We start from the raw sequence: 11,964 nt of genomic DNA, 5'->3' as shown, positions 1-11,964 counted from the left end.
ACATGGAAAAGTGATTCTAAAAATCGATATGATCTGTTACTAGCAATAACAATTATGGATAAATTCAAATACATTTTTCTAACATGTGTCATCCTAATATTGGAAAGGGATGTATATTAATAATTCTATGTTTAATGTATGAAAAATTTATCTGTGGCCTTTGTATTACGATAATCAATTATTGATTGTTGTTTGTATTATTTTCATTTTGTCTTTCATCTTGCTGTTTTTGTTCAGAAGGCTCTTCTGTTGGATCTGGTTCTTGTTCATCCACACCATTATTGCAACCAAATAATAATCCTGTTGATAAAACTGTAGCCATTAGGGCAAATAAATATTTTTTCTTTTTCATGAAATGTTTCCTCCTTTTTATCAAACTGCCATTAATATTTACTTGGAAAGAGGATACTATGTAGTATTTAGGATTACTTTTTTTTCCATTCCATTTGGAAATATCATATTTTGGTGAAATCAATAAAATTTAAAGAATAGGACAAAATTGTACTAACATCAATTGTTAGGAGATATTAGTGATGAAGCTGTCTTATTTAACACTAGAATTAATAACTGGATTTTTTCTTTTATTTGTCCTTATAAAAGTACTTGGTAAAAAAATAATAAATCAAGCTACACCATTCACATTTATTGCGGCGATTGTTTTAGGAGAGTTACTAGGGAATGCGTTATATGATGATAAGGTCGGAGTGCGATATGTTATCTATTCCATGTGTTTATGGGGAACTTTATTGTTTGGGGTTGAAATTTTTGGGCAAAAGTTTTTAAAAATGCGCGGATTTTTTGAAGGGAAACCGGCGGTGTTAATTCGAAATGGGATAGTAAATCGCGATCAGCTCAAAAAAAGTCGTATGAACTTAAATCAGCTTCAAAGTTTATTACGACAATCCGAAACTTTTTCAATGCGTGAGGTGGCATATTGTTATTTAGAAGCAAATGGTTCGCTTAGTATATTGAAAAAGTCAGCTTATCAAAAGACAACGCAAGAGGACTTCAATCTTCCGAGAACGTCTGTTCATGTGCCTGTAACAATTATTAGAGATGGAGAAGTATTACAGGATGAACTAAGTGATCTTGGAAGAGATGAACAATGGATAAAATATGAACTGAAAAAACAGGGGGTTACTGCGTATAAACATGTATTTATTGCAGAATGGTTAGAAGGAGATGGATTATTCGTTCAAACTTTCGATTGTAAAATATAGTGGTTTGAGATTGCTGTTTATACCCTCGTATAATAAAAAATAGGAGCATTGTATGCTCCTATTTTTTATGGTTTCACATCTAAGTTTTGTAAAAATAATGTTGCGGATACATAGCGCTTTGCTAACATTTGTACATATGCCGTATGCACAGAAAGCGTTGCGATAATAATCGCATTCCGAATGGCTTCTCGTTGTTCGTTATTGATTTGATCAAACTTGCTTGCGATTTTATCGGCTTTTTCTTTTACAGTATTTTCAATTGTGTGAATGGTATCAGTTGCGTTTAATTGTAAACAGCCACCTTGATTCAATTCTTCAAATAATGAGGAATAAGCGACGTATAAATGAACAGGATTAATTAAATCATCACTACGATCGGCTGGGTCATTTACAATCAGCCTTAATAACTTACGTATGGATTCAAAGTCCAGTGCGGTTTTTAAATCTTCTACAATGAATAGTAGTGCTGCTTGTTCAATTGAGTATTTCTTTCCTTTTTGCGGTGAACCAATCATTTCTTTTATATCTCGTTTTACCCAGTTTTGCATAGCTGTTACAGAAAAACTGGTATTTTCAATTTGATTACCAAGCGCGACAATCTCATTTAAAGAAAAACCGATATCTGTATCTTCAATTTTAATCAGTTTTTCAAAAATAGGTGAAAGAGCGGTTGTAATAAAAGCTGTAACACTTTGTCCGCTTTCAATATCTTTTTTATGTGACTTTGCCCAAGCTTCTTGTAAAATACCAAGAGGCTTTTTTGTATTCCATCCTCTTAGAGAAAGAAGGAGCGTTGCCATTTCGTTTCGTGTGAGATGAAATGTTTCCATCTTTTCACCTCCAAAATTTAAAAAGTTCTTATGACCATATAATATGTTTTGTTTCGTTTAAAGTCAATTCTGTTTTGCTTAATTTTTCCTGTTTCATTAAATTGTCATGAATAAATAATACTTGCTAATTTTAATAAAAGTTCATATAATGAGTTCATAAGAACTTTTTAATTGTCTTTAAAATAAATCTATCATTCTTATTTTAAAGAAAGATAGATTTAATATATATCTATAGTAAAAGGAGAATGGATATACTATGTTGAAAAAACTCGTTACAGTAATGACTGCATTAATGGTCGTTTTTGGGGCTAGCAGCTTTGTTTTCGTAGATCATGCAGCAGCGAAAAGTTACAAATCTGGTAAAAAATCATTTACACCAAGTTCAGGTCAAAAGTCAAAAGTTGATTTAAACAAAAAAGATTCCAATGTAAATGCACAGAAAACAAATCCTGATACAAAAACAAAAGCATCAAACACAGCACCAAAAAGTAATAAAGGAAGCTTTATGAAAGGTTTATTACTTGGTGGTCTTGGTGGCTTACTAATGGGAAGTTTATTCGCGAACATGGGAGCACTTGGTTCTGTATTAGCATTCATGGTAAACATGTTAGTAATGGCTGGTATCGTAATGTTAGCGATCCGAGCATTTAAATACTTTAAAAACCAACGTAAGAAACAGGCGGAAGAAGCAACATGGAGACGATAAAAATTTCGGAACAAGAGCTGATAAATGCGCTATGTGTATATATCGCTGAAAAGCGTCAAGTTGGCCCAGAAGAGGTATTAGCTGAATTGATGTATGATGATGACTATGGTTTTTCTGCGGAAGTAGAAGTAAATGGTCGCAAACAAATATTAATTCAAGCAAACTTAATTGAAGCACTTCGCTTATGGCTTGATAGGGAATACAGTGTCAATCCATTTGCGGTAAGATTACAGCTTGAGTTAGATGATGAAGAAGGTATTTTCGCATTAGCGAATTTAAATAATTCGGATGAGTAGTGAAAAGGAGTTGTTGAGAGTAATCTCGGCAGCTCTTTTTATGTAGATTTTTAAAAGAAAGGAAAAGTAAGCAAAGGTGAATGCCTTTGCTTTTTGTTTAAAGATAATTATTAATCAATCTGCATCTATATGGGGGCTCTTTTCTGAATTTTGAAGAAAACAATACTTAAACATATATGTAAAAAAGTAATAAAAATTCAAAAAAAGTTTACACGGATGTGTAAAAATATTCTGTCTCACAAATAGGCATCCCTAAGTATGCAAAGATTTATCATGAGTTGGTATGTGAATTGCATGATGAAATGGTGAAATTATTTAGGGGGGATTGGATGGAGAAATTGGTAGAATGGTTAGTTGGACAAGTTTGGAGTATTGGGCTAGTCATTTTCGCGTTAGGAGCAGGGGTATTTTTTTCGATTGTTACTCGTTTTTTGCAAATTAGGTACTTTAAAGAGATGATCAAGTTATTGTTTGAAGGGAAGACTTCAGAGACAGGGATATCATCTTTTCAAGCTTTTTGTTTAGCTTTATCAGGGCGTGTCGGAATCGGAAACATTGCGGGTGTCGCAACAGCGATTGCTTTTGGAGGTCCAGGAGCTGTTTTTTGGATGTGGGTCATGGCTTTATTAGGGGGAGCGAGCGCTTTTGTCGAATCGACTCTTTCTCAATTATACAAAAGTAAAGTGGGAAATGAGTACCGAGGCGGGACACCTTACTTTATAGAAAAAGGTCTAAAGTTAAAGTGGTTCGCTGTACTTGTGGCAATTGTTGTTACTCTTTCATATGGCATTTTATTACCGGGAATTCAATCAAGTAGTATTGCGGTTGCATTTGAAAACTCCTCAAGTGTAGGTAAAAATATTACAGGTATTTTATTGGTAGTATTACTTGCAGCTATTATTTTTGGTGGTGTTAAAAGAATTGCCGGCGTTTCACAAACTCTTGTACCTTTTATGGCAATCGGATATGTAATCGTAACGTGTATTGTATTATTTGCAAATATTACTGAAATTCCTAGTATGTTTGCCCTTATTTTCTCTAGTGCACTCGGGATGGATCAAGCTTTTGGAGGGATTGTAGGTGCAGCGATTGCTTGGGGAGTAAAAAGAGCTGTGTTTTCCAATGTCGCAGGTGTAGGAGAAGCAACGTATAGTTCTGCGGCAGCTGAAGTATCACATCCAGCTAAACAAGGGTTAGTACAAGCGTTTTCTGTTTATATTGATACGATTGTAGTTTGTACAGCAACAGCGCTTATGATCTTGATTACGGGGATGTACAATGTCATACCAGAAGGGAAAGCTCCAATTGTTCAAAATATGGGAAGTGTTGAAGCAGGTCCTATCTATACACAGCAAGCTGTTGAAACTGCATTACCAGGTTTTGGCCCATTGTTTATATCGATAGCTATTTTTTTCTTTGCGTTTACAACGCTATTAGCCTACTACTATATTGCAGAAACTACACTCGTTTATCTTGATCATAAAATGAAGTTGCATTGGTTAAAGGCAGTATTAAAGGTTGTTTTCTTAATTATGGTTTATATCGGAAGTGTCGAATCTACTTCTTTTTTATGGAATCTTGGTGATTTAGGGATAGGAAGTATGGCTTGGCTTAACCTTCTCGCAATTTTACTTTTAACAAAACCGGCTTTAAAAGTGTTGAAGGATTATGAAAATCAGAAAAAAGAAGGGAAGGATCCGGTGTTTGATCCAAGAAAAGCAGGATTTGAAGACATTGAATTTTGGGAAGAAAAATGCAAAGAACTAGAAAGAAAAAATAGTAAGGAAAAAGTTACGATTGATCAAAGTGTAAAATTTTAATTCTGAAAATTCTTTCTGTTTTAAGTTGATTAAAAATCGAGAACAAAGGTTTGTTCACCTTTGTTCTCTTTGCGTTGGATTTTTTTCATAACTGATAAAAAATTCATTGATATTCACTGGAATAGGTAATGCCGATATAACGAAAAAAATGGTATACATGTATTTACTGTACAAACAGATGGCGCTTGGACGATTGCAATGAAATTCCAACTATGAAAGTGATTGAATAAAAGAGTGTAACACACTGTTAAAATGATCAGCTTCTTCTAAGAACGGACAATGACAGCTGTTTTCGAAAATAACAAGTTGGGAATTAGTAATCTGTTCATGTAAATGTTCTCCCGCAGCCACTGGAATTAATTTTTCTTCTCTGCCGAAGCAAAGTAAAGTTGGTTTGGTAATTGTCTTTAATTCTTCACGGTAATCCACAACAGATTGATCAAACAAAATAGCGCTCGCAATAGATGCTGGGACTTTTGTTACCTCTTCAAGCATCCAAGTTGCATCTTCTGTAGAAAGGGGGTTTTTAAACATGAGAGGAATAAATCCCTTTAGAAATTCAGTTTGATTTGTTTGAACTTCTCTCATGAAATGTATAAGCGTTGGGAAATCAAAGGCACCGATGGGAAAATCAGGCCATTTAAAATCTGATGCAAGTTCATCTACAATAACAGAAGCTTTAATATTTTCCTCTCCAAATTGTTTTATATATTCCCATATAACAAATGCTCCCATTGACCAACCGACTAAGATAACATCTTTTAAAGATAAACTTTCTATAAAATCATGTACATCTTGGGCGTAGTTTGCAATTGTATGCCCATTTTCAATATGTGGAGAGCGCCCGTGACTTCGTAAATCAATTGAAATCGCACGATATTTTTCACTAAAATAAGGGATTTGTTTATGAAAAAAACGGCTGCTCATCCAAACACCGTGAATAAAAAGAACAGGCGTACCTTTTCCTTGCTCTTCATAGTATAATTCCACACCATTTTCAAGCTTTATAATAGGCATAATAATAAACCTCCTTTTCATGATTTTATTCGTTTTTTCAAACTTTTTTCCTCTTATATAAGAAAAGAGAGATGTTTTTTTGTAAATATGATAAAAACTTGATTTTATTTATAAAAAATGTGTTTAAAATATTGTCATATTTGCTTCTTTAAGATATCCTTTTCATGAAGAGGTGGAAATCATGGAAAAAGTACTAGTTTTCGGGCATAAAAACCCAGATACAGATGCAATTTGTTCTGCAATTGCTTATGCAGAGTTGAAAAAAGAATTAGGAATGAATGCTGAGCCTGTACGTTTAGGTGAAATCAGCGGTGAAACTCAATTTGCGTTAGATCATTTCAAAGTAGAAGGACCGCGTTTTGTTGAGACAGTAGCAAACGAAGTGGAAAACGTTATTTTAGTTGACCATAACGAACGTCAACAAAGTGCTAACGATATCGAATCTGTTCGTGTGTTAGAAGTTATCGATCATCACCGTATTGCTAACTTTGAGACAAGCGATCCTTTATACTACCGTTGTGAGCCAGTTGGTTGTACAGCTACAATCTTAAACAAAATGTACAAAGAAAATGGCGTTGCAATTCGTAAAGAAGTTGCAGGTTTAATGTTATCTGCAATTATCTCAGATTCTTTATTATTTAAATCTCCAACTTGCACAGAACAAGACGTAGCTGCAGCTCGTGAATTAGCGGAAATCGCTGGTGTTGACGCAGACAGCTACGGTTTAGAAATGTTAAAAGCTGGTGCAGATTTAAGCGGTAAAACGATGGAGCAATTAATTTCTCTTGATGCAAAAGAATTCCAAATGGGCGATGCAAAAGTTGAAATTGCACAAGTAAACGCTGTTGATACAAACGACGTTCTTGTACACCAAGCAGAATTAGAAAAAGTAATCTCTGCAGTAGTAGAAGAAAAAGGTTTAGACCTATTCTTATTCGTTGTAACTGATATCTTAACGAACGATTCTGTTGGTCTTGCTATCGGTAAATCAGTACAAGCTGTTGAGAAAGCTTACAACGTATCATTAGAAAACAACACTGCTACATTAAAAGGTGTTGTATCTCGTAAAAAACAAATCGTTCCTGTATTAACAGAAACGTTCCAAGCTCTATAAGAGTAACTTTGGATGTAAAAGAACAAGCAGATGTACAGTCTGCTTGTTCTTTTTTGTTTTTAGGAAGGATAAAATTTCGGATATTAAGGTCTGTTCTTTTCATATTTCATTTAGGAAAAATAGAACTTGGGTAGGAAGAAAAGTAAAAACTGATATTTTTATCTATGGATGAAAACTGATATGTTTTATTATGAAGTAGATTATAGGGGATTGAAGGAGAAAAGAGGTAAAAAGGTAATAATGAATAGATTATGTATTATTCCATGTGGAAAAAAGAAAATTTGGGACAAATACCCTGATAAGGGACCAACAGAAGCGAAAAATGTATACACTAGTCCATTCGGAAAAGCGTGCCAAGCATATGCTTCTCAGTTTTTTACACACTGGGTTATTTTATCGGCAAAGCATGGCTTTTTACGACCGACTGATATAGTGAAAGAAAACTATGATCTTGCTTTCGACTCGAAAAGCGATGAGATTATTGGTATAGAACAATTAAAAAAGCAGATGATTGATAAAGGGCTGCTAGAATTTGATGAAATTGTTTTACTTGCAGGAAAGAAGCATAAAAAAGTAGTGACAAAGTTATATCCGGAAGAAAGTATTTCGTATCCATTAGAAGGCTGTAAAGGGATTGGATATATGTTGCAGAAGTTGAAGTGTGCGGTTGAAAATCATAACGAGATTCAGTAAAAGTTAAAAACCTCGATTGATACTTTACATACAAGTGTTGCGTATCGTTAGAATATAGGCTTATAAAAAAGAAAAGCTGGATAAGGAGATAGTAAAATGTCCTACAAAAATGAAATTGATAAATTACTATGTATGCTTGATCGGTTAAAAACTCATGAGGTAGAAATCTTAGATATTACTGATGAAATGATGCCTGTTTACATATTTTCTAGAGATGAGTTTGAAGAAGGACAATTAGGTTATCGTGTAGGAGGGGTAGAGAATGAATCTCTTATTGGAAATGAAGAAGGAGATTGGAAAGAAAGCTGGTTTGTTATTGGATATGAAGAATTAATGGGTGATCCATTTTTTGTTGATGTAAAAGATGTTAATTTTCCAGTGTATACAGCTGAACATGGAGTAGGCGAGTGGGAGCCACTTTTACATAGTGAGTCACTAGAAGAATTTTTAGCTGAATTAACATATCGAGATGAAGATTAATAATTCGTTCATGAAAAAAAGGGGCTGTAGAAATCCCCCTTTTATTTATAACTTATTACTTGCTCCATAAGTTTTCTTATCTCTTTAACTGGTGGTTTTTTATCGTATACATCAACATATGAAAAATGATAATTTAAATTTCTAATAAGACCTTTTCCAACTTTTGCACTTAGGAAAGGAAATACTTGTCCAGTGTAGTCTTCGAGAGATTTACAATAGTATTTTTCATCCAAATAAATACTATATTTACATGTTAGCTCTACTAGTGGGTTACCTTCAGAATCATATACATCTTTAGATTCAATAATGTCTATTAGTGCAAATCTATCATTAAGATAAACTTTTTTCTTTTTTTCAGGCTTATTAGAAAGAATAAAAGCGAGACCTAGTGCGTTAATCAATACGTTTCCTCCTACAAATAAAAAAGATATTAATAAAATATATCGATATATGTTAAATGTAAAGTGGTAAGACATATGGTAAAAGATTACTGTAAATATTATTAAGGGATTTCTAGAAGATAAAAATAGTATAGGGTTGGATTTATATAGAATTTTTAAAAAAATAGTCTGGAGTAAATTGTAGGAAATTTAGTTGAAGTAGATGTTAATAAAGTGAATATAAAAGAAATGAAGCCCTGCAAGGGAAGTTGCAGGGCTTCATAAGGGTATTGTCGAGAATGTCGAACTCGACAAAGTAATCGTAACATGAACTTCTTGGAAAGAAACCTGGTAAATGTGTCCAAATTAATGGAGGTCTAGTGCGGATTATATAAGAAATCTTTCAACCAAAGTCAAAGAGACCTACTTCCCGCAGCAGGTCTCTTTGGCTAGATAATGTTGATGAGCAATAACCCATCTGGAGTACCTTTATCGTAACAAATGAAATTAATTTTGTGTATTGAGAAAAAATGAAACTGTAATTTATATTGGCTTTATTTATATCAAATTTCTTTATTATAATGTTTTGCACTACTTGTATATTGAATAATACAATGAAAATGACCTGCAAGTACAAAGCAGGTCGTAAGAAGGGTTTTAGTTCAACAGATTACTTACATGCTACCAATTGTGATGAATGAAGTCTATAGGTTACATGTTGAGAAACTTTGTATAAAAGGAATTTAAGGTGAAACGATACAACCTTTTATTAAACATATTGGATGATAAATAGTCATTCATTATCTCAAATGTATAGTGAATAATGAACGATATCAACGTTTTGTATTCTTGAAAAAGAGATTGAAAAGAGATGTGAAAAGCTTCCTATATGAGAATAAAGGTCGATATTTATAAAGAGATTCATATTTCCAATCATCGCAATTAGGAACTTTGAGTTGTTTATTTGAAGAACGAAAACCAATTAGATTATTGTTACGTTTCATAAATAAACCTCCCTTAATTTGATGCAGATATATTATGAAAATGAATGTGTAATTTGTGTGCGAAATCGTTTTAATGAGAATCTTTTCTTTTCATTATCGTATTGAAATTTCCTTTTCATAAGTATTTGGTCTGTTTTTGAAGTACTGTAATCCATAGAAAGCAACTAGTATTCCAATACTTATTAAAATCCAGATGGAAGAGAAAGAGAGAATGATAAGGAAACAGACAATTAAACTTAAAGAAAGAACTTTGTTAAAGAGACCTGGTAATAATTTATATGCTGCAAAGATTCCACAAATGGCATTACAGATAAAGAAAGCATTTGCAATGGCTACGATTTGTTCAACTGTAATAAGATGGTTATACAGGCAGATGAATACAGTAGTATGTATACTTATTAATAACAGTAAAGAAATGATTGGTACATTCGATTTTGTACGATAGGAAAGTTTAGATAATTTCTTTATATATTTTGCCTCAGAAGCGATGAGCCGTGAGACACCGCCAACAACCAATAAATATGTACTCATGCAAAGTACAGTAGTAATAAAGGCAATAAGAGGAATAGCAAACTCTCCAAATAAAGTAGTTAATATGGCTGTTATTCGTAAGTCTTCTTGATTTGAACTGGGAATTTCAATCCATTGTGTGGCGCTTGCTACGACAAGACAAACAATCGTTACAGTAAGTGTACTTATCGCAATTGCTTGCGGAATCGTTTTCTTTCGGTTTTTGACATCCATACTGTAATTCCCAATAATCTCCCAACCTACTAAAGCCCAAAAGAGCAATAAAATACTATATCCAAAATCTCCAAAAGAAAAAGATGTTTGAAATAGCTGTTCCGATCGGAAATGAGGGATAGAACGAATTCCACCGCTTAGTAAAAGAACGGTTGCAGCTGTTGAAAATACAAATGATATTTTTCCAATAGATGATATATCTAATAATAAAATCAATACACAAAGGCTCATTAAAAGAAAACCAATTCCCTCTAACGGAACATTAAAGTGTGGAAATAAAGCAGCGATATATTGACTGGCTGTCATAAGAACAGCCGTAGGTCCTAGACATCCTGCTATGATAAAGAAAATAGCAGTTAATTGTTTCATAGAAGGTCCAAAAGCTTGATCTACTGCATGTGCAACTCCAGATTCACTAGGGAAGTGAATGCTTAACTTACCAAACAAGGAAGCAAAAAGAAATCCAACTCCCATAATAAGTAGCCAAGCGATAATGGCATAATCTCCAGTTGTTTTGTAAATAAGTGGGGGGAGTAAAATGATTCCTGATCCTAAAATTGGACCAATAATTAAACCACTGAGAAGTACAGGCCCTAATTTTTTCTTTCTCATATTTACATACATCTCCTTTTGAAAAGTTAAAATATTGCGTTTCTTTTATTGTAATTGGAGTATATCTATCAGTAAAATAGATATATATGAAGTTAATAATCGGAAATCATGATGTTAGAATGGGGAGATTGAAGTGGAGATTCGACATTTGAAAACTTTTAAAACGATTGTTGAGTTAGGAGGATATACAAGAGCAGCCGATTATTTAGGATATGCACAATCTACTGTAACAGGGCATATTCAAGCAATTGAACAAGAAATGGGACAGCCTTTATTCAATCGGTTAGGGAAAAAAATGGTGTTAACAGATGTAGGAAAGCATTTACTGCCTTATGCAAATGAAATGATTGCTTTGTCTGAGAAAGCAAAACAAATCCCAAGTGTGGATAATGAGATTACTGGAAAAATTGTAATTGGTGCTCCAGAGTCATTAACAATTTACCGACTGCCCTCTATTCTTCATGAATATAAAAAGAAGTATCCAAAAGTAAAAATCACATTAAAAGCTTCAACGTGTTGGGAATTGCGAAATGATTTAAAGAGTGGAAATATAGATATTGCTTTCCTCTTAGACACCGAGCGCCGTGAAGAGGATTTATATATCGAACAACTTGTTATGGAGCAAATGGCGTTTGTTTTTCCGAAAGATTACACTGTGAGACAAACAGATTCGCAAAATGTCCAATTTTCTCAAGAGGAAACTTTTTTGTATACAGAACGTGATTGCAGTTACCGAGCATTCTTTGAACATTATTTACAAAAACAAGGCATCCAACATGAAAGTACATTTGAATTTTGGAGCATTGAGGCAATAAAACAATGTGTAATGTGCGGATTAGGGATTTCTTTATTACCAATTATTACGGTCCAGCAAGAGTGGAAAGATAAGAGATTAAACGCTGTTATTTCAAATGAAACAAAGTTTGCAACGCAACTTGCGTATCATAAAAACAAATGGTTTTCTCCAGCCCTGCATGAGTTTTTAACGATTATACGTAAGCACGCAAAGGTATGGAGAGAAGTAGAGAGTACAATGACTTTTAAGTAA

The 11,964-nt window shown here is 33.5% G+C and carries 13 protein-coding genes; 8 read left to right on the top strand and 5 right to left on the bottom strand.

Going from position 1 to position 11,964, the window contains the following annotated elements:
* Positions 1–178 precede the first annotated feature (178 nt).
* Positions 179–352 carry a hypothetical protein gene (locus AAIE21_RS20170; protein ID WP_343268424.1) on the bottom strand — a complete coding sequence of 58 codons (174 nt, stop codon included), beginning with the start codon at positions 350–352 and terminating at the stop codon, positions 179–181.
* Between the two features lie 181 nt (positions 353–533).
* On the opposite strand from AAIE21_RS20170, the gene AAIE21_RS20165 reads away from it, so the two are divergent.
* A complete protein-coding gene (locus tag AAIE21_RS20165; RefSeq protein WP_343268423.1) occupies positions 534–1,220 on the top strand; it encodes a DUF421 domain-containing protein in 687 nt (228 codons plus the stop codon).
* 65 nt (positions 1,221–1,285) lie between these two features.
* On the opposite strand, the gene AAIE21_RS20160 is transcribed toward AAIE21_RS20165, so the two are convergent.
* Positions 1,286–2,050 carry a DUF1836 domain-containing protein gene (locus AAIE21_RS20160; RefSeq protein ID WP_343268422.1) on the bottom strand — a complete coding sequence of 255 codons (765 nt, stop codon included), beginning with the start codon at positions 2,048–2,050 and terminating at the stop codon, positions 1,286–1,288.
* A 256-nt stretch (positions 2,051–2,306) separates the two neighbouring features.
* Between AAIE21_RS20160 and AAIE21_RS20155 the strand changes: the two genes are divergently transcribed.
* The 3 genes from AAIE21_RS20155 to AAIE21_RS20145 all read left to right on the top strand — a co-directional run bounded on the left by AAIE21_RS20155 (position 2,307) and on the right by AAIE21_RS20145 (position 4,872).
* Positions 2,307–2,756: a hypothetical protein gene (locus AAIE21_RS20155; protein ID WP_343268421.1), complete on the top strand. Its 450-nt coding sequence runs from the start codon at positions 2,307–2,309 to the stop codon at positions 2,754–2,756.
* Positions 2,744–3,052: a YxcD family protein gene (locus AAIE21_RS20150; RefSeq protein ID WP_343268420.1), complete on the top strand. Its 309-nt coding sequence runs from the start codon at positions 2,744–2,746 to the stop codon at positions 3,050–3,052. The genes AAIE21_RS20155 and AAIE21_RS20150 overlap by 13 nt, the downstream gene beginning before the upstream one ends.
* Positions 3,053–3,381: 329 nt before the next feature.
* Complete coding sequence (locus tag AAIE21_RS20145; RefSeq protein ID WP_343268419.1) at positions 3,382–4,872, top strand: alanine/glycine:cation symporter family protein; 1,491 nt, start codon at positions 3,382–3,384, stop codon at positions 4,870–4,872.
* A 210-nt stretch (positions 4,873–5,082) separates the two neighbouring features.
* On the opposite strand, the gene AAIE21_RS20140 is transcribed toward AAIE21_RS20145, so the two are convergent.
* Entirely contained in the window at positions 5,083–5,889 is an 807-nt protein-coding gene (locus tag AAIE21_RS20140; protein ID WP_343268418.1) for an alpha/beta fold hydrolase, read from the bottom strand.
* 181 nt (positions 5,890–6,070) lie between these two features.
* Between AAIE21_RS20140 and ppaC the strand changes: the two genes are divergently transcribed.
* The 3 genes from ppaC (at position 6,071) to AAIE21_RS20125 (ending at position 8,176) form a co-directional block, all read left to right on the top strand.
* On the top strand, positions 6,071–7,003 hold the full coding sequence (gene ppaC, locus AAIE21_RS20135) for a manganese-dependent inorganic pyrophosphatase (RefSeq protein ID WP_343268417.1): 933 nt from the start codon (positions 6,071–6,073) through the stop codon (positions 7,001–7,003).
* 240 nt (positions 7,004–7,243) lie between these two features.
* Complete coding sequence (locus AAIE21_RS20130) at positions 7,244–7,696, top strand: DUF6884 domain-containing protein (protein WP_343268416.1); 453 nt, start codon at positions 7,244–7,246, stop codon at positions 7,694–7,696.
* 96 nt (positions 7,697–7,792) lie between these two features.
* The gene (locus AAIE21_RS20125) at positions 7,793–8,176 is read left to right on the top strand and encodes a hypothetical protein (RefSeq protein WP_343268415.1); all 384 of its coding nucleotides are present in this window, start codon (positions 7,793–7,795) and stop codon (positions 8,174–8,176) included.
* A 41-nt stretch (positions 8,177–8,217) separates the two neighbouring features.
* Here the strand turns inward: AAIE21_RS20125 and AAIE21_RS20120 are convergent, their stop codons facing one another.
* Entirely contained in the window at positions 8,218–8,577 is a 360-nt protein-coding gene (locus AAIE21_RS20120; protein WP_343268414.1) for a cytoplasmic protein, read from the bottom strand.
* 1,076 nt (positions 8,578–9,653) lie between these two features.
* The gene (locus AAIE21_RS20115; protein ID WP_343268413.1) at positions 9,654–10,916 is read right to left on the bottom strand and encodes an APC family permease; all 1,263 of its coding nucleotides are present in this window, start codon (positions 10,914–10,916) and stop codon (positions 9,654–9,656) included.
* 133 nt (positions 10,917–11,049) lie between these two features.
* On the opposite strand from AAIE21_RS20115, the gene AAIE21_RS20110 reads away from it, so the two are divergent.
* On the top strand, positions 11,050–11,964 hold the full coding sequence (locus AAIE21_RS20110; RefSeq protein ID WP_343268412.1) for a LysR family transcriptional regulator: 915 nt from the start codon (positions 11,050–11,052) through the stop codon (positions 11,962–11,964).

It is taken from the genome of Paenibacillus sp. 102 (assembly GCF_039549175.1).
In the GTDB taxonomy this organism is placed as follows: Bacteria; Bacillota; Bacilli; order Bacillales; family Bacillaceae_G; genus Bacillus_A.
This window is presented reverse-complemented; position numbering and strand designations above follow the sequence as displayed.